The following is an 18,886-nucleotide window of genomic DNA, read 5'->3' on the forward strand; positions in this document are numbered from 1 at the left end:
CTCACGCACAATGAGCGCACACTTTTGCCACAACGAGGGCAAAAGACGCCACACCTGCAGGAGAAAAGAATGTCATCACTCAGTAAAGAAGCTGCTCTGGTCCATGAAGCCCTGGTTGCGCGCGGTCTTGAAACGCCACTGCGTCCCCCGGTTCAGGAACTGGATAATGAAACCCGTAAGCGTCTGATTTCCGGGCATATGACCGAGATCATGCAACTGCTGAATCTCGATCTGAGCGATGACAGCCTGATGGAGACGCCTCAGCGCATCGCGAAAATGTACGTAGACGAGATCTTCTCTGGCCTTGATTACGCCAATTTCCCGAAAATCACCGTCATTGAAAACAAAATGAAGGTCGATGAGATGGTGACGGTGCGCGATATCACGCTCACCAGTACCTGCGAGCACCACTTCGTGACCATCGATGGCAAAGCGACCGTGGCATATATTCCAAAAGATACGGTAATCGGCCTGTCCAAAATCAACCGTATCGTGCGATTCTTCTCCCAGCGTCCGCAGGTGCAGGAGCGTCTGACGCAGCAGATCCTGACCGCGCTGCAAACGCTGTTGGGCACCAGTAACGTGGCGGTCTCTATCGACGCTGTGCACTATTGTGTGAAAGCGCGTGGCGTGCGTGATGCGACCAGCGCAACCACCACCACGTCGCTGGGCGGTCTGTTTAAATCGAGCCAGAACACCCGCCAGGAGTTCCTGCGCGCCGTGCGTCACCACAATTAATCAGACAGGGCAGGGACCATGGAGCGAAACGTCACGCTCGATTTTGTTCGCGGCGTCGCCATTCTCGGTATCCTGCTGCTCAATATTAGCGCCTTCGGTTTGCCGAAGGCCGCTTATCTCAATCCCGCCTGGTACGGCGATATCACCCGAAGCGATGCCTGGACATGGGCGATCCTCGATCTCTTTGCGCAGGTTAAATTCCTGACGCTGTTTGCGCTGCTGTTTGGCGCAGGGTTACAGCTTCTGCTCAAACGCGGCACGCGCTGGATCCAGTCTCGTTTAACGCTGCTGGCGATCCTCGGCTTTATTCACGGTTTGTTTTTCTGGGATGGTGACATTCTGCTCGCCTACGGGTTAGTTGGGCTCATCTGCTGGCGTCTTATCCGCGATGCGCCCAGCGTAAAAAGCCTGTTCAACACCGGCGTGATGCTCTATGTCATGGGGCTTTGCGTATTGTTTCTGCTGGGCGTTATCTCTGGCGATTCAACAAACCGCTCGTGGATCCCCGACGCGGCCAACCTGCAGTATGAGCAGTTCTGGAAGCTGAAAGGGGGGGCTGAGGCGATCGGTAATCGTGCCGATATGCTCGGTGATAATCTTCTTGCGCTGGGCGCGCAGTACGGCTGGCAGCTGGCAGGGATGATGCTTATGGGGGCATCCCTGATGCGCACCGGCTGGCTGAAGGGCGAATTCAGCCTGCGCCACTATCGCCGCACGGGCGCGGGTCTGGTCCTGCTCGGCGTGCTGATTAATCTCCCGGCGGTGATAATGCAGTGGCATCTTCACTGGGATTACCGCTGGTGCGCCTTCCTGCTTCAGGTGCCGCGTGAGCTTAGCGCCCCGTTCCAGACCATTGGCTACGCGGCGCTGATCTACGGCTTCTGGCCGCAGCTTTCCCGCCTGTGGATTGTCAGCGCCGTGGCCTGCGTTGGCCGCATGGCGTTAAGCAATTACATCCTGCAAACGCTGATCTGCACCACGCTGTTCTACCGATTTGGCCTGTTTATGAAATTCGACCGACTCACGCTGCTGGCGTTTGTTATTCCGGTCTGGATGGTTAACCTGGCGTTTTCCGTTATCTGGCTGCGTTATTTCCGCCAGGGACCGCTGGAGTGGGTTTGGCGAAAATTAACCGCACATGCTTCGGGTGTATCATTGCGTAATACATCCGGATAACGATCTGGATCACAATCATTAACAAAACGGATGTAAGCGTTTTCACCTGTGTGAGCTTCTTCACGTAGTCCCCTCTTTCTCGCTGCCAAAATAGCCTCCTTGCTAAACACAGGGGGTGTCTGTGAGTTGCTGCAATCCTATGAAGGATGGTGAACATGATCACCATTCGTGACGTCGCCCGCCTGGCGGGCGTTTCCGTGGCTACCGTCTCTCGCGTGCTGAACAACAGCGCGCTGGTCAGCCCTGAAACCCGTGAAACCGTAATGAAAGCCGTGACCCAGCTTGGGTACCGGCCAAATGCCAACGCGCAGGCGCTGGCGACGCAGGTGAGCGATACCATTGGCGTCGTGGTGATGGATGTGTCCGATGCCTTCTTTGGCGCGCTGGTTAAAGCGGTGGACGTTGTCGCCCAGCAGCACCAGAAATACGTGCTGATTGGCAACAGCTATCACGAGGCGGAAAAAGAGCGTCATGCCATTGAGGTGCTGATACGCCAGCGTTGCAATGCCCTGATTGTGCATTCAAAAGCGTTAAGCGACGAAGAGCTGGCCGGGTTTATGGAGCAGATCCCCGGGATGGTGTTAATCAACCGGATTGTGCCAGGCTACGCGCACCGTTGCGTTGGGCTGGATAACGTCAGCGGCGCGATGATGGCGACGCGGATGCTCATCAGCAACGGCCATCAGCGCATCGGGTATCTTGCTTCCAGCCACCAGATTGAAGACGACGGAATGCGTCGGGAAGGGTGGCAGAATGCGTTGAAAGAGCACGGCATTGTCCCGCTGGAAAGCTGGGTAGGAACCGGTACGCCGGATATGCAGGGCGGGGAAGCCGCAATGGTCGAGCTGCTGGGCCGTAATCTGCAGCTTTCCGCCGTGTTTGCCTATAACGACAGCATGGCGGCGGGGGCGCTGACTGCGCTGAAAGACAACGGAATTGCGGTGCCACAGCATTTGTCGCTGATTGGCTTCGATGATATCCCGATTGCCCGTTACACCGACCCGCAGTTAACCACCGTGCGTTACCCCATTGCCTCGATGGCAAAACTGGCGACAGAACTGGCGTTACAGGGTGCCGCAGGCCTGCTGGATCCGGATGCAACACACTGTTTCATGCCAACTTTAGTCAGGCGGCATTCTGTCTCTATTCGGCAAACTGTGGCTCCGATCACTAACTAATTATGTGGCGTGATGTAACCGTTTTCAATCTGTGAGTAAATTCACAGTATCTCAACAAGCCGCTGACTATGATGTCAGCGTTTTAGAGGCTGAAACGCTATGTAACGGTGATTAATCATTTTCACCATAGCCAGTGAGCCGAAAACAACGAATAAAACGCATTTCTGGAGCGTTACCGAACACGGAAGATAGAAATTTTTTAAGTGAACTTCGGCGATCAGTAACGTTTTATTAACACCTGCCCGCCGACCGTTATTCACAAGAACTACCCTGCATAAAAAAAAACCGGAGATACCATGAATAAGAAGGTGTTGACCCTGTCTGCTGTAATGGCAAGCATGCTTTTTGGTGCAGCAGCGCACGCTGCGGATACCCGTATTGGCGTGACCATCTATAAATACGACGACAACTTCATGTCCGTTGTGCGTAAAGCAATTGAGAAAGATGCGAAAGCAGCGCCAGACGTTCAGCTGCTGATGAACGACTCCCAGAACGACCAGTCCAAACAGAACGACCAGATCGACGTTCTGCTGGCGAAAGGCGTGAAAGCCCTGGCGATCAACCTGGTTGACCCGGCTGCAGCAGGTACGGTTATTGAGAAAGCGCGCGGCCAGAACGTGCCAATCGTCTTCTTCAACAAAGAACCTTCCCGTAAGGCGCTGGATAGCTACGACAAAGCGTTTTACGTCGGTACTGACTCCAAAGAGTCCGGCATTATTCAGGGCGATCTGATCGCGAAACACTGGGCGGCGAACCCGAACTGGGACCTGAACAAAGACGGTCAAATTCAGTTCGTTCTGCTGAAAGGCGAGCCAGGCCATCCGGACGCTGAAGCCCGTACCACCTACGTTATTAAAGAACTGAACGACAAGGGCCTGAAAACCCAGCAGCTGGCGTTAGATACCGCCATGTGGGATACCGCTCAGGCGAAAGATAAGATGGACGCGTGGCTGTCTGGCCCGAACGCCAACAAAATCGAAGTCGTGATCGCGAACAACGATGCGATGGCGATGGGTGCCGTTGAAGCCCTGAAAGCACACAACAAATCCTCCATTCCTGTGTTCGGCGTAGATGCGCTGCCAGAAGCGCTGGCGCTGGTTAAATCCGGTGCGATGGCCGGTACCGTTCTGAACGATGCCAACAACCAGGCGAAAGCCACCTTCGACCTGGCGAAAAACCTGGCCGACGGTAAAGGTGCTGCTGACGGCACGACCTGGAAAATTGAAAACAAAATCGTTCGCGTGCCATACGTGGGCGTAGACCAGTCCAACCTGGCTGAGTTTATCGGTAAATAAGATCTTTGTTTTGTCTTCACTGGGCGCAATTCGTTGCGCCCTTTTATAACGCGATATGCGAGGCCAACAAGGTATAATTATGGTCAGCACAACTACTCAGTCGTCCGGTGAATACTTGTTGGAAATGACCGGTGTTAACAAGTCTTTCCCCGGAGTTAAGGCACTCGATAATGTTAATTTAAAAGTGCGTCCTCACTCTATTCATGCCTTGATGGGGGAGAACGGTGCGGGTAAATCAACATTATTAAAATGTCTTTTTGGGATCTATCAAAAAGATTCTGGCAGCATTCTTTTTCAGGGGAAAGAGATCGATTTCCATTCAGCGAAAGAAGCACTGGAAAACGGCATCTCGATGGTTCACCAGGAATTAAACCTGGTACTGCAACGCTCGGTAATGGATAACATGTGGTTGGGACGTTACCCAACCAAAGGTGTGTTTGTCGATCAGGATAAAATGTATCGCGACACCAAAGCGATTTTCGATGAGCTGGATATTGATATCGATCCGCGCGCCCGCGTGGGGACATTATCCGTTTCCCAGATGCAGATGATCGAAATTGCCAAAGCGTTCTCCTATGATGCGAAGATCGTCATCATGGATGAACCCACGTCGTCATTAACGGAAAAAGAGGTTAATCACCTTTTTACCATTATTCGCAAACTGAAAGATCGCGGCTGTGGCATTGTCTATATCTCGCACAAAATGGAAGAGATCTTCCAGCTGTGCGATGAAATTACCATCCTGCGCGACGGCCAGTGGATTGCCACTCAGCCGCTGGAAGGGCTGGACATGGACAAGATCATCGCCATGATGGTCGGCCGTTCCCTGAACCAGCGCTTCCCGGACAAAGAAAACAAGCCGGGCGAAGTGATTCTGGAAGTGCGCAATCTCACCTCGCTGCGCCAGCCGTCCATTCGCGATATCTCGTTCGACCTGCACAAAGGCGAAATTCTGGGCATTGCCGGGCTGGTGGGGGCCAAACGTACCGATATCGTGGAAACCCTGTTTGGTATCCGGGAAAAATCGGGCGGCACCATTACGCTGCACGGTAAAAAAATTAATAACCATAACGCCAACGAAGCCATTAATAACGGTTTCGCGCTGGTGACGGAAGAGCGTCGCTCGACCGGTATTTATGCCTATCTCGATATTAACTTTAACTCGTTAATTTCGAACATTCGTAACTATAAAAGTAAAATCGGTCTGCTGGATAATTCCCGCATGAAGAGCGATACCCAGTGGGTAATTGACTCCATGCGCGTCAAAACGCCAGGCCATCGTACGCAAATTGGTTCGCTTTCGGGTGGGAACCAGCAAAAAGTCATTATTGGCCGCTGGTTATTGACCCAGCCAGAAATTCTGATGCTGGATGAACCAACCCGCGGTATTGATGTGGGTGCAAAATTTGAAATTTATCAGCTGATTGCTGAGCTGGCGAAAAAGAATAAAGGGATCATTATTATTTCTTCCGAAATGCCGGAACTGTTAGGGATCACAGACCGTATTCTGGTTATGAGCAATGGTCTCGTTGCCGGTATTGTTGACACCAAAACGACAACGCAAAACGAAATTTTGCGTCTTGCGTCTTTGCACCTTTAAGATCAGGGGCTCCTCATGAGTGCGTTAAATAAGAAAAGTTTTCTCACTTATCTGAAAGAAGGCGGTATTTACGTTGTTCTTTTAGTATTACTGGCCATTATTATCTTCCAGGACCCTACGTTCTTAAGCCTGCTGAACTTGAGTAACATTCTGACTCAGTCCTCCGTGCGTATCATCATCGCGCTGGGCGTGGCGGGGTTGATTGTCACCCAGGGGACTGACCTGTCAGCAGGACGTCAGGTAGGGCTGGCGGCGGTTATTGCGGCAACGCTGCTGCAGTCGATGGAAAACGCCAACAAGGTGTTCCCGGAAATGGCCACCATGCCGATTTTCGTGGTGATCCTGATTGTCTGCGCCATCGGTGCGGTGATCGGCCTGATCAACGGCATCATCATTGCTTACCTGAACGTGACGCCATTTATCACCACGCTGGGTACGATGATCATCGTTTACGGTATTAACTCCCTGTACTACGACTTCGTGGGCGCGTCGCCAATCTCGGGCTTTGACAGCGGCTTCTCGACCTTTACGCAAGGATTTATCGCGCTGGGCAGCTTCCGCCTGTCCTATATCACCTTCTATGCGCTGATTGCCGTGGCCTTCGTTTGGGTGCTTTGGAACAAAACCCGCTTTGGTAAAAACATTTTCGCCATCGGCGGTAACCCGGAAGCGGCGAAAGTCTCCGGCGTTAACGTTGCCCTGAACCTGCTGATGATTTATGCGCTGTCTGGTGTGTTCTACGCCTTCGGCGGGATGCTGGAAGCGGGCCGTATCGGCTCTGCCACCAACAACCTTGGCTTCATGTACGAGCTGGATGCGATTGCGGCCTGCGTGGTGGGTGGCGTCTCCTTCAGCGGCGGCGTGGGTACCGTGCTCGGCGTGGTCACCGGTGTGATTATCTTTACCGTCATCAACTACGGTCTGACCTACATCGGTGTGAACCCGTACTGGCAGTACATCATCAAAGGCGCCATCATCATCTTCGCGGTTGCGCTGGACTCACTGAAATACGCACGTAAGAAATAATGGCATCTCGCATTATCCGGCCCGCTCATTGAGCGGGCTTTTTTTTACGCTAGCGTGGATTCCTGTCCGGTGACTATGCTCTCGAACCAGTCAAGTTCAGAAAGCTTGCAGGCTATCCACTGTTCTGAAAAGGCTTCGCCTAAGCTGTCGGTGAGATACTGGCAGCGGGAAAACGCCTCGATTGCCTGCTGCTGGAACAGTGGAAGTTCTGGCTCATCACGCTGCGGTTCCGGTAAATCATCCTCATCGAAATTTTCCAGACCGTACAACATGCCTGTCAGGATGGTTGCCGCAACGAGATACGGGTTGGCATCAGCGCCCGCCAGACGGTACTCAATGCGACGGTTGCTCTCATCAGAGCAGGGGATACGCAGCGCGGCGGTGCGGGTGTTATAACCCCATGAGTGGAATAATGGCTCTGTGAGGTTTTTACGAAGGCGCCGGAAAGCGTTAACGCCGGGGGCCAGAATGGCGATGGAGGCGGGCATCAGCGCCAGCTGACCTGCGATGCATAAGCGCATCATGCTATTGAGTTCATCAGCCGGTGAGGTAAATACGTTTTCACCGTGAATATCATTCAGGCTGAAATGAAAATGCAGGCCGCTGCCGGACAAGAGGCTGAACGGCTTGGCCATAAAGTTAGCCTGAAGGCCGTGCTTTTCAGCGACAAACCGCGTTAACCGACGCAGTGCCAGGATATTGTCACATACCTCCACGACCCGATGGCTGTGCTTCAGGTTTAACTCGAACTGACCTGATTCAGCCTCTGCCACAATTCCGGTCAGGGGGATATGCTGCCGGTGTGCCAGCTGTTCCAGCTCGTCAAACAGCGCAGCGTGGGCTGACGACGTATCCATATGAAAGCAGCCCTGATTCTGAAGCTCCTGAGTGCCAGGCCCCGTCAGGTAGAACTCAATTTCCGGTGCCATAACCGGGTACAGCCCGTGCTGATGAAAACGCGCCAGAACGTTCTGCAATATGACGCGTGGCTCAAGGGGACAAGGTTGCCCGTCGCTGTCCTTCATCGTCAGAAGGATCTGCGCGGTATGCAGCGGATCGTGCGAAGAGGGACGGAGGGAACCGGCAACCGGCATGCAAAGTCGGTCTGGCTCATCGTCACGTGACGCGGCGACTTTCCCTTTTTGATCCATCGAATAGACCGAGAGAGGAAAATAGCAGCCTTTCTCCAGACTCAGCATGCTGTCTACGGAAAGTCGCTTACCGCGCATAATGCCGTTGATATCGTTGAGACAGACATCGATGTGTTTGGTTTGTGGGTAACGCTCGAGATAATCCGCCACTTCCACCGACAGGCTCTGCTTCAGAGAGGCAAGCTTCTCCTCAAGATAGAGGCCGGAATTTAGCGCAGTCGGCAGCGATAAACCCGGGAAATTAAAGTACGGGCGAATACTTTTCAGGAAAAACGCGTTCATTATCGAGTTCATAGTCAGTCTTCAATGAAGCCGTAGCGGCAATGAACTCAGCGTAAAAGGTCTGGTGTAAAGAGGGGATAAAAAGCGTAGCACCCGGCGTAAAGAAACTATAAACGGAGGCTATTTTTTCTCTTTTTTCTGCAGATCGAGCAGCTGTTCTGGCGTCACCGCCGGATAACCCTGCGCATCTTCTGGCACTTCGTGCATTGCCGGGATCGGCACCAGCGGGCCTAAAAAGCGCGGTTCACGTTTGAAGATGTAGAGATCGGCTAATGCGCCAAAGCGGGCACCGAACTCGCGCACGCGCACGCTCAGCATGTCTTTTGGCGACGGCACGGCGTAGCACTGAGCCTGGATACCCATATGCAGCGCAATAAACAGCGCGCGCTCGCAGTGGAAGCGCTGGGTAATGATGATGAAATCGTTAGTGTCGAACACCTTGCGGGTGCGCACGATGGAGTCCAGGGTGCGGAACCCGGCGTAGTCGAGCACGATATCGGCCGGATCGACGCCTGCGGCAATCAGGTCTTTACGCATCGTCACCGGTTCGTTGTAGCTTTGCAGGGCGTTATCGCCGCTCAGCAGCAGGTAATTCACCTTGCCGCTGTTGTAGGCGTTCAGCGCACCCTGTATGCGGTAGCGGTAATACTGGTTGATCACGCCGGTGCGGTAATACTTGGCGGTGCCGAGCACCACGCCAACCTGACGGTAGGGAAGATCCTGGAGGTCGTCAAAAATGTAGGGGGCGGTTTTCCAGCTCATCCAGCGGTCGAGACCGAGCACGATCAACAGCAGTATGCCGACCAGGACAGACAGGCTGTAAAAAACGCGCTTTAACATGGAGATGGCTCGTTCGTGGATGAAAGTTCACTCAGGCTACTGTACCCGCCTGGTTAGCGCAAGAAACGGTGAATCAACTGAGGGCTTTTTCAGCAAACTGGCGGGCATTTCTGCCCGCCGGAAGGTTCAGGCAAGCAGCACGCGGTCGATTGTGGTGCAGCCCAGCGCTTTCAGCGTCGCGGCGGTAGCGTCCCACTGAATCAGCGGCGCATCGGCTTTTTCTGCCAGAATGGCGCGCTGAATGTCCGGATAGTCGTAACCGTTCAGGCTCAGCAGGTTAAGTGCGCCCTGCAGCGGAGGCAGCGTCGGGTTGAACGCGGCGTTTTCCGCATAGCTGCCGGTAAAGATGCGGCCATCACGGCACTGTAGCGCCACGCCGCTTGGCGATTGACTGTACGGCGTATGGCTCTTGTTCGCCGCACGAATGGCCGCTTCGCTCAGGTCATCGCCGGACAGGGCGAAACCGTGATCCTGCTCGTCCATCAGCAGCGTTTTAATCTCGAGATCTTTTGGACCGAAGGCGTCCGGCAGGTAATCCCCCAGCGTATGCGGTGCGCGGCCCGGCAGGTTAATGCGCAACTGCAGCCCGCTGTTCAGCTCGTTCATAAACTGACGGCAGTGACCGCAAGGGGTGTAGTTAACGGTGATGGCGCTCAACGCTTTTTCACCGCGCAGCCAGGCGTGGCTGATGGCGCTTTGCTCGGCGTGAACGGTCTGCTGCATGGTCGCACCGAGGAACTCCATGTTTCCGCCGAAGTACCAGGTTCCGCTTACGCCGCGTGCAATGGCGCCGACGTTGAAGTGGGAAAGGTAGGCACGCGCGCAGGCAGCAGCCAGGGGCAGCAGTGCGAAAGCCAGCGCGTCTTCATCCAGTCCCGTTGCCTTTTTCAGCGTCGTGACCTGCTCCGCCGTCAGCTGGGCGGGGAAATGCGCATCCGCCAGAACCGGAGCCAGGGCTGATTGCAAATTCTCTGCAAGCTGGGCGAAAGCAGCTTGAAAACGTGGGTGCATGGCGTTTGCCTCATAAAGGTTAATGGATCGGTAGTGTACGGAGCCGTTGGGGCTTTATATGTGATCCACTTCTCATTATGTATGCAACTTATGAAAACAAAATGAAAATTGCGCGACGCATCGCAAATTTTAGCCCATCACCGCCAGAATAATCGGGAAGACAAAGGGTGCAATCAGGGAGGTGATAATCCCGCAGATCACCAGCGCCAGCGAACTAAACGCCCCTTCCTGATAGTCCACTTCGGCGCAGCGCGCGGTGCCCAGGGCGTGAGACGCAGTCCCCATCGCCAGACCACGTGCAGCTTTGGTGCGGATCTTCATCAGATTCAGCAGGGTATGGCCAAACACCGCGCCCAGGATCCCGACGCAAATCACGCACATCGCACTGATAGCCGGAATGCCACCGATGCTGCCACCCACGGCCATCGCAATCGGTGTGGTGACGGACTTCGGCAGAATAGAGGCGGCAATCTGCGGAGAGGCACCCATTAACAGGGCCACCGAGGTGCCGGTGATCATCGCCACCAGGCTACCGATAAAGCAGATGGTGATGATGGACTTCCAGCGGGCGCGGATCTGGTGCAGCTGTTCATATAAAGGAAATGCCAGCGCGACAACGGCAGGCTGCAGCAGATCGTTTAAAATTTTGCTCCCTGCGAAGTAGCGTTCGTAGGGAATGCCGGTGAGCAGCAGGAATGGAATAATCACCACCATCGCCACCAGCAGCGGGTTGAGCAAGGGCATTTTGAAGCGTACGGCAAGTTTACGTGCAGCGAAGAACACCGCCAGGGTTAACGGCAGCGACCACCAGATATTGGCCATCATTTTTTTGTTTTCTCCCCGACCCCTTTACGTTCGCCATGCACGATGTGCGAACTCCAGCTCACCACCAGGAATACCACCAGTGTACTGACCGCACAGGAGACGACAATCGGGCCGAACTGCGCTTTGAGCACGTCGTAATATTGCATGACACCTACGCCGATGGGCACGAAAAGCAGCGCCATGTAGCGTATAAGGACGAAGCAGCCAGGATTGACCCACTTCGCGGGCAGCACCTGTAACGCCAGCAGCACAAACAGGATCAGCATCCCGATAATGCTGCCGGGAATGACGATCGGCAGCAGCGAGGCGATGAAAATCCCGGCGTACAGGCAGGCGTAAATCAGGACGAATGCGCGCAGATACTGCCAGATTGTATTCAGTGATTTGCTCATGGTGAAAGTCCTTGATGAAACGCATTCATCATACAATTAAACCCAGAAATGTGCCACGGATCACATCATGAAATTTGAGCATACCAGACATTCCAGAATGGAACGTCTGGTATCACCGCACAGGGACAGGCTACAGTTTAGAGGAAAGGAATTACAGTGGCGAAGTGACGAGCCTGAGAAATGCCTCTGAGTCAGGCATTGCATTGGGTAGTGAGTTTATCCAGAAAAGAAAACAGCACTTGATTCATTTCACGGTAATCATGCGAGCGTAATTTTTCAGCCGTTTCGACAAAACGTAATTCTCCCGCACGGCGGAGATCGTTCTGCGAATGTTCGATAAGCAGCTCAACCACCTCCGACGTTAGCTCCATATGGCACTGAAAACCGTAAACCCGTTCGCTGTATTGCACGATCTGACGAGGACAGCCCTCGCTGTAAGCGAGCACCTTTGCCTGCGGCGTCAACCCTGGCATGTCGTTATGCCAGTGACCGACGTCCAGCCCACCGCCAAAATTCTCAAAAAGGGGGGTCGTCTTGCCTGCATCTGTGAGCCTGACGGGAAATTTACCGATCTCTTTTTCCGGGCTGTGGCAAAACGCTGCGCCCAGCGCTTCACCGATAAGCTGCGAGCCCAGACAAACGCCAATCACCGTTTTACCCGCCTCTATTGCGCGGCCGATGAGTCGCATTTCCGCTTGCGCATCAAACCAGGGGCACTCCTTAAGCGTGGTGGCAGGTGATTGCGGGCCTCCCATAATGATAAGCATGTCTGTGCTCTCCAGTTCCTCAGGTAAAGGCTCATACTGATAAACCCGGGTGTAGCTCAGACTACAGCCGCGGCTTTCCCCCCAGATTTCATAGGCGCCTGGCGCTTCGAAATGTTCATGAATGATAAAATGAATGTGCATTGCTTCTCTCTCCGGTTATGTGTACAAGCAGCATCATAAGAGGAAGGGAGGAATGTGAAATGCCAACCGTTATCGATAAAACGCCAAATCACGACGATGCCATCGGATGGTCGAGAGGGGCAATTAGCTATACGCGCGGCGAAGTGGATCCGCCCCACCAGCATTCACAAGGTCAACTTTTGTTTGCCATCAAAGGCGTCATGCTGGTCGAAACCGGCAGCAAACGCTGGGTAATACCGCCACAGCGTGCGCTGTGGATCCCTCCCTTTCCGGAACACACCTACAGCGTGTTATCCGCAACAGAACTCCGCGCGGTCTGGTTTAGCCCGGAATTAATAACGCAATGCAAACCGTTTAAGCGGAAAGAAGATATTCACGTGATTAAGGCGACTGCGTTGTTCAAAGAGTTGATTGCTGGACTGTTCAGTTCGGAATACCGACCGGCAAGTCAGCGAAGCATGGCTGTTTTGCTGCTCGACATTCTTAGTGAAACGCAGCAGATCTCGGCCGAATTGCCGATGCCTATTGATGAACGGTTACATCGTGTTGCCTGTGACATTATTGCCAACAATCTATGGGGTGTTTCTATGGAAAGGCTGGCGGAGCAGGCCGCTATGTCTGAACGCACATTTTCACGCGCGTTTATCAAAGATACAGGCTTTAGCTTCCGGACCTGGCGACAGCGCGCAAGGATTTGTGCCTCGCTGGACCTGCTCGCAAACGGATACCCCGTTAAGCAGGTGGCCTGGATGCTGGGATTTTCCGGCCCGGCGGCATTTGCGGAGGCGTTTCGTGCTGTAGTGGGAGCAACGCCAGCTGACTTTCTCCCTGAACAGAAGCGCTTCCCAGCGATATAGAGAGCAGCTACTATAGCGCGTCTTTTTTCACAGGTACTGCTATGCGTGTTTTACTGGCCCCTATGGAAGGCGTGCTCGACTCCCTCGTGCGCGAGCTTCTGACCGAGGTGAACGATTACGATCTCTGCGTGACGGAGTTTTTGCGCGTGGTCGATATGTTGTTGCCGGTAAAATCCTTCTATCGTCTGTGCCCCGAGCTGCACAACCAGAGCCGGACGACCTCCGGTACGCTGGTGCGTATTCAGCTGCTGGGGCAGTACCCAGAATGGCTGGCGGAGAACGCCGCCCGTGCGGTTGAGCTGGGCTCTTATGGCGTCGATCTCAACTGCGGCTGTCCGTCGAAGATGGTGAACGGCAGCGGGGGCGGGGCGACGTTGCTGAAAGATCCTGAACTCATTTATCGCGGCGCGAAGGCGATGCGTGAGGCCGTGCCGTCGCATCTGCCGGTGACGGTAAAGGTGCGCCTGGGCTGGGACAGCGACGCGCGGCAGTTTGAAATTGCCGATGCGGTGCAGCAGGCCGGTGCCACCGAGCTGGTGGTGCACGGGCGTACTAAAGAGGACGGCTACAAAGCGGACCGCATTAACTGGCAGGCGATTGGCGAGATCCGCAAACGCCTCAGCATTCCGGTTATCGCCAACGGCGAAATCTGGGACTACGAAAGTGCGCAGGCGTGCATGAAGGAGACGGGCTGTAATGCGGTGATGATAGGCCGCGGCGCGCTGAACGTGCCGAACCTCAGCCGGGTGGTGAAATATAATGAACCGCGTATGCCGTGGGCAGACGTGGTCACGCTGCTGCAAAAATACAGCCGTCTGGAAAAGCAGGGCGACACCGGTTTGTATCACGTTGCGCGTATTAAGCAGTGGCTCAGTTATTTGCGCAAGGAATATAGCGAAGCGTTAGGCTTATTTCAGGAGATCCGTACGCTACAGACCTCTGCGGATATTGCGCGCGTGATCCAGTCAAAATAATAAGCGTTAATTTGCTCACACTTTTTTAAAATATAAAACGATGCAGGTTTTCAAGGTGGCGCGACGGTGTTAAGGTGCCACTGTTTTCAACGCAGGATTGTTACTGGTTAACAGGCAAAACCTAAGCGTTTCACAGCATTCACCGCTGTGGAGCGCTTAGGTTTTTTTTTGCCTGTCATTCACGCAGGAGAACCATTTGGCCTAACGCTTTTTGCTGGAACGAATAATTAAAACACGACGGGAAATAGAAAAATTTCCTGCGAACGGTTACGCACTAATACTCAGCTACAGGTTGCTATTATGACAAATAAAAATAATCTCTATGCCCTCGCTTTATTGATGATATCGCCTTTAACAATGGCGCAGGAGTGGAATGGAACGGTATTAGGGTTCGAAGCCCCGCCGGAGCCTGTTCTGGGCGAAATGCTCGGCATACGTAAAATCCTTAACGATAACGGTTTTACCTATAACCTCGGATACCTGAATGAAATTGGCTGGAACGGTGGTGGCGGATATAACCACGACTCCCACGTGGCCTATATTGACCAGTTCGCGCTGACCTTCAACCAGGATCTGGAGCGCTGGACGGGCATCCCGGATGCGCGTATCGAGGGGAACATCGTCAACCGCAACCACAACGACGACCTTACCACCAAACGTGTGCAGGATCCGCGCGTGAACTTCAACGATTTGACCCAGGAAAGCTGGGGCGGGCAATCCATTACCCGTCTGGGCTGGCTGACGTTTGCCCGCAGCTTTGATGACCGACGCCTCACCTGGCGTATCGGCATGATGAACAAGGTGCAGACCTTCGACCAGATCATCCCGTGCGACTTTCAGCTGCTCTCCCAGTGCGGCGGGAAATCGGCCAACTCGCTGACCTGGAACAACTGGAACGTTCACACCTGGGGCACCACGCTGGAGTATAAGCTCACGCCAGCCGTCACCTTAAAAGGCGGCGTGATGGAGCAAAACCCGGACGCCTCCAGCCGCAGCCACGCATGGAGCTGGTCGACGAAGGGCAGCAAAGGGGTCTTGCTCCCGGTCGAAATCGAAGCGCGTCCGCTGATTAACGGTCTGCCGGGCGCCTATAACCTCGGCGTGGTGTTTACCAACGCGCCGCAAACCGATCTCTACCGCGGAAAATCCGGCGGGGCTGGGGCGAGCGATCCGGACGGTTACGAGAAGCATAACCGCACGTGGTTCATGTACGCCGGGCTTAACCAGCAGATCACGCAGCACAAGGACGATCCGAATCGCGGGTTAAGCACCTCGGTCAGCATGAGCCTTGCGGATCAGCGTAGCAATTACATGCATCAGGTGTATGCCGCCTCGCTGCGCTACCGCGGGCTGTTTGACGCCCGGCCGGAAGACTGGATTGGCTTCGGGCTAACCTGGATTGATATGAGCAGCCAGTACGCCCGCAACCAGCGCTATATGAACAGCCTGAGTGGCGTGTCGGACTATAACGATCCGGCGTATCACCCGGTGCCGGGCCACTCCCTGAATGGTGAGTTTTACTATCGCTTCCGTCCGGTGTCGTGGCTGGAGCTGCAGCCGGGCATTCAGTACTGGCACCATCCGGGCGGCGTATCCCGGACGCAGGATGCCTGGGTAACAGAGCTGAAAACCGTTGTGACGTTCTAGCAATGTCGATCTGCGTCACGTTTTTTACCCGTGATGCATTGAGGCTACGAATGAAACTGATAGAGTGCCAGAACTGGATTGTTACTGCTTCGGCAGGCAAAACCTGATTTTCTGGCTTCTGCCGGAGGTCAGGTTTTTTTGTTTCTGGGGTTCCGATGAAAATCGCCAAGATACTCAATAATAACGTGGTGGTTGTTCAGGATGAGCGCGGGCGTGAACAGGTGGTGATGGGCCGCGGGCTGGCCTTTCAGAGGCGCGTGGGTGACGCGCTGGATACCGCGCTGATTGAAAAGGTATTTGCGTTACAGAGCGATGAGCTGGTGCAGCGTCTCGGTGAGCTGCTGAGCCAGATCCCGCTGGAGGTGATGACCACCTGCGACCGCATCATTGGGCTGGCGGCGCAGCGGCTGGGGAAATTGCAGGAAAGTTTGTATATCACCCTGACCGATCACTGTTACTTCGCGATTGAGCGCCAGAAGAAAGGGCTGGCGATCAAAAACGTGCTGCTGTGGGACATTAAGCGCCTCTATCCGAAGGAGTTTGAGCTGGGGCAGGAGGCGAGGGCCATTATCGCCAAACGCCTGAACGTCGAGCTGGCTGAGGATGAAGCGGGGTTTATCGCGCTGCATCTGGTCACCGCGCAGCTGAACAGCGAAATGCCGGAAGTGATGCATGTGACAAGGGTGATGCAGGAGATCCTGCAGTTGGTGAAGTATCAGCTGCAGCTGGAGTACGACGAAGAGTCGCTCAGCTATCAGCGTTTTGTCACGCATCTGAAGTTTTTTGCCCAGCGGATGCTCACCCGCACCGTGGTGGACGATGACGATATCTCGCTGCATACCGCGGTAAAGGACAACTACGCGAAAGCATGGAAATGCGCCGAGAAAATCGCGCAGCACCTGAACAAAAGCTATCAGCGCGAGCTGACGACCGAAGAAATTATGTTCCTCGCCATTCATATTGAACGGGTGAGAAAAGAGGGGCGTTAAGCCTCAAATCTGGATTGTTACTGCATAACGCAGGCAAAACCTGAGCGCGGCCTTCGAAAGGAGGACGTTCTCGGGTTTTTTTATTTTTATACTCAGTCAACAGGTGCCTGCGGGCATCGGATGTAAGGAAATCGAGATGGAATACCAGGCTTTAGCGACGGATATTCTCGGCCACGTTGGCGGAAAAGAGAACATTGTCAGCCTTGTCCACTGCGCGACCCGGCTTCGCTTTAAACTGAAAGATAACCAGAAAGCGGATGCCGAAGGGCTGAAGAAAAATCCGGGCGTGATTATGGTGGTCGAAAGCGGCGGCCAGTTCCAGGTGGTGATTGGCAACCACGTGCATGACGTCTGGCAGGCGGTGCGCAAAGAGGCCGGGCTCACTGACGATGCGCCAGCCGTGGAAGAGAAGGGCGACAAGGGCAACCTGCTGGGCCGCCTGATCGACATCGTCTCCGGAATTTTCACCCCGTTTATCGGCATTCTGGCAGCCTCCGGTATTCTGAAAGGGCTGCTGGCGCTGGCGGTTGTCTGCGGCTGGCTCACACCTGAAAGCGGCACCTATAAAATCTGGTTCGCGGCCAGCGACGCGCTGTTCTTCTTCTTCCCGCTGGTGCTGGGCTATACCGCGGGCAAGAAATTCGGCGGCAACCCCTTTATTACCATGGTGATCGGTGGGGCACTCACCCACCCGATGATGATTGCGGCGTTTAATGCCAGCCAGCAGCCGGGGGCGGTATCCGAGGCGTTTCTCGGCATCCCCGTGACCTGGTTCAACTACAGCTCGTCGGTGATCCCCATCATTCTTGCCGCGTGGGTCAGCTGCTGGCTGGAAAAACAGAGTACCAGGCTGCTGCCATCCTCAATGAAAAACTTCTTCGCGCCGCTGATCTGTCTGGGCGTGACCGTGCCGCTGACTTTCCTGGTGATTGGCCCGCTGGCGACCTGGCTCAGCCAGCTGCTGGCCAACGGCTACCAGTGGATTTACGTCCTGGCACCGTGGCTGGCGGGCGCGGCGATGGGCGCGCTGTGGCAGGTCTGCGTCATCTTCGGCCTGCACTGGGGACTGGTGCCGCTGATGATCAACAACCTGGCGGTGCTGGGGCATGATTCCATGCTGCCGATGCTGCTGCCTGCGGTGTTCGGCCAGGTCGGCGCGGCGCTGGGGATTTTCCTGCGCACTCGCGATGCGCGTCAGAAAATGCTGGCCGGATCGTCCGTGACGGCGGGGATTTTCGGCATCACCGAACCGGCAGTCTATGGCGTTAACCTGCCGCTGCGCAGACCCTTTATTTTCGGCTGCGTGGCGGGGGCAATCGGCGGCGCGATTGTCGGCTTCAGCGACACCCACGTGTACTCCTTCGGCTTTGCTAACGTCTTTACCATCGCCCAGATGATCCCGCCGGGTGGGGTAGATGCCACGCTGTGGGGCGGCATTATCGGCACCGTGGTGGCGCTGGTGCTGAGCTGCGTCCTGACGCTGGTGGCGGGCATGCCAGCACGCTCAGCGCTCGAGGTGGTTGCGCCAGCGGGTGAAAACGATGTGCTGGCTCCGATGACCGGTACCGTGCTGGAGCTCGATCAGGTGCCCGATACCACCTTTGCCAGCGGCCTGCTGGGCAGCGGAGCTGCCATCATTCCCTCCGACAACAGGGTGGTTGCCCCGTTTGCGGGCGTTGTTGCCTCTCTTTTCCAGACCAAACACGCCATTGGCCTGCTCAGCGACAGCGGGATTGAAGTGTTAATCCACGTGGGAATCGACACCGTGAAGCTCGATGGTAAACCGTTTACCGCCCACGTGAAGGTGGGCGACAGGGCGCAGCCTGGCGACCTGATGCTGGAGTTTGATCGTCAGGCGATTATCGATGCCGGATACGACCTGGCGACGCCAATCATTATCAGTAACAGCGACGAGTATCGCGAGGTGGCGACCGTGGCGGCAACGTCCGTTAACGCCGGTGCACCGCTGCTCAGCGTAAGCCATCAATAACAGGAGA

The 18,886-nt window shown here is 54.8% G+C and carries 16 protein-coding genes and 1 pseudogene; 11 read left to right on the forward strand and 6 right to left on the reverse strand.

Annotation, left to right across the window (positions count from 1 at the left end; translation table 11 throughout):
* The first annotated feature begins 69 nt into the window (after window positions 1–69).
* From folE to mglC, 6 genes are all read left to right on the forward strand, one after another.
* Entirely contained in the window at window positions 70–738 is a 669-nt protein-coding gene (gene folE, locus ENTMO_RS0117025; protein ID WP_010433535.1) for a GTP cyclohydrolase I FolE, read from the forward strand.
* An 18-nt stretch (window positions 739–756) separates the two neighbouring features.
* Complete coding sequence (gene yeiB, locus ENTMO_RS0117030) at window positions 757–1,914, forward strand: DUF418 domain-containing protein YeiB (RefSeq protein ID WP_010433536.1); 1,158 nt, start codon at window positions 757–759, stop codon at window positions 1,912–1,914.
* 155 nt (window positions 1,915–2,069) lie between these two features.
* On the forward strand, window positions 2,070–3,092 hold the full coding sequence (galS, locus tag ENTMO_RS0117035; RefSeq protein WP_010433539.1) for an HTH-type transcriptional regulator GalS: 1,023 nt from the start codon (window positions 2,070–2,072) through the stop codon (window positions 3,090–3,092).
* Between the two features lie 296 nt (window positions 3,093–3,388).
* On the forward strand, window positions 3,389–4,387 hold the full coding sequence (mglB, locus tag ENTMO_RS0117040; RefSeq protein ID WP_010433541.1) for a galactose/glucose ABC transporter substrate-binding protein MglB: 999 nt from the start codon (window positions 3,389–3,391) through the stop codon (window positions 4,385–4,387).
* 79 nt (window positions 4,388–4,466) lie between these two features.
* Complete coding sequence (gene mglA / locus ENTMO_RS0117045; RefSeq protein ID WP_010433543.1) at window positions 4,467–5,987, forward strand: galactose/methyl galactoside ABC transporter ATP-binding protein MglA; 1,521 nt, start codon at window positions 4,467–4,469, stop codon at window positions 5,985–5,987.
* Window positions 5,988–6,002: 15 nt separating this feature from the next.
* Entirely contained in the window at window positions 6,003–7,013 is a 1,011-nt protein-coding gene (gene mglC / locus ENTMO_RS0117050; protein WP_010433547.1) for a galactose/methyl galactoside ABC transporter permease MglC, read from the forward strand.
* Between the two features lie 44 nt (window positions 7,014–7,057).
* Here mglC and ENTMO_RS0117055 read toward each other — a convergent pair whose 3' ends face one another.
* The 6 genes from ENTMO_RS0117055 to ENTMO_RS0117080 all read right to left on the reverse strand — a co-directional run bounded on the left by ENTMO_RS0117055 (window position 7,058) and on the right by ENTMO_RS0117080 (window position 12,422).
* On the reverse strand, window positions 7,058–8,446 hold the full coding sequence (locus tag ENTMO_RS0117055; RefSeq protein ID WP_010433550.1) for a glutamine synthetase family protein: 1,389 nt from the start codon (window positions 8,444–8,446) through the stop codon (window positions 7,058–7,060).
* 120 nt (window positions 8,447–8,566) lie between these two features.
* Entirely contained in the window at window positions 8,567–9,286 is a 720-nt protein-coding gene (gene sanA / locus ENTMO_RS0117060; protein WP_010433553.1) for an outer membrane permeability protein SanA, read from the reverse strand.
* Between the two features lie 126 nt (window positions 9,287–9,412).
* Window positions 9,413–10,297 carry a cytidine deaminase gene (cdd, locus tag ENTMO_RS0117065; protein ID WP_010433556.1) on the reverse strand — a complete coding sequence of 295 codons (885 nt, stop codon included), beginning with the start codon at window positions 10,295–10,297 and terminating at the stop codon, window positions 9,413–9,415.
* Between the two features lie 129 nt (window positions 10,298–10,426).
* The gene (locus ENTMO_RS0117070) at window positions 10,427–11,122 is read right to left on the reverse strand and encodes a CidB/LrgB family autolysis modulator (RefSeq protein ID WP_010433559.1); all 696 of its coding nucleotides are present in this window, start codon (window positions 11,120–11,122) and stop codon (window positions 10,427–10,429) included.
* Window positions 11,119–11,514 (reverse strand): CidA/LrgA family protein, encoded by a 396-nt coding sequence (locus ENTMO_RS0117075; protein ID WP_010433562.1) that lies wholly within the window; start codon window positions 11,512–11,514, stop codon window positions 11,119–11,121. The genes ENTMO_RS0117070 and ENTMO_RS0117075 overlap by 4 nt, the downstream gene beginning before the upstream one ends.
* Window positions 11,515–11,705: 191 nt before the next feature.
* Entirely contained in the window at window positions 11,706–12,422 is a 717-nt protein-coding gene (locus tag ENTMO_RS0117080) for a type 1 glutamine amidotransferase (protein ID WP_010433565.1), read from the reverse strand.
* 59 nt (window positions 12,423–12,481) lie between these two features.
* Between ENTMO_RS0117080 and ENTMO_RS0117085 the strand changes: the two genes are divergently transcribed.
* From ENTMO_RS0117085 to bglF, 5 genes and pseudogenes are all read left to right on the forward strand, one after another.
* On the forward strand, window positions 12,482–13,279 hold the full coding sequence (locus ENTMO_RS0117085; RefSeq protein WP_010433568.1) for an AraC family transcriptional regulator: 798 nt from the start codon (window positions 12,482–12,484) through the stop codon (window positions 13,277–13,279).
* Window positions 13,280–13,320: 41 nt separating this feature from the next.
* A complete protein-coding gene (gene dusC / locus ENTMO_RS0117090) occupies window positions 13,321–14,253 on the forward strand; it encodes a tRNA dihydrouridine(16) synthase DusC (protein ID WP_010433571.1) in 933 nt (310 codons plus the stop codon).
* 339 nt (window positions 14,254–14,592) lie between these two features.
* On the forward strand, window positions 14,593–15,900 hold the full coding sequence (locus ENTMO_RS0117095) for a carbohydrate porin (protein ID WP_085928921.1): 1,308 nt from the start codon (window positions 14,593–14,595) through the stop codon (window positions 15,898–15,900).
* Between the two features lie 155 nt (window positions 15,901–16,055).
* A complete protein-coding gene (gene licT, locus ENTMO_RS0117100) occupies window positions 16,056–16,889 on the forward strand; it encodes a BglG family transcription antiterminator LicT (RefSeq protein ID WP_010433577.1) in 834 nt (277 codons plus the stop codon).
* Between the two features lie 24 nt (window positions 16,890–16,913).
* Window positions 16,914–18,879 (forward strand): annotated as a pseudogene (gene bglF / locus ENTMO_RS0117105) (PTS beta-glucoside transporter subunit IIABC).
* Window positions 18,880–18,886: the final 7 nt, after the last annotated feature.

Origin of the sequence: Enterobacter mori LMG 25706 (assembly GCF_000211415.1) — a bacterium.
Classification (GTDB): domain Bacteria; phylum Pseudomonadota; class Gammaproteobacteria; order Enterobacterales; family Enterobacteriaceae; genus Enterobacter; species Enterobacter mori.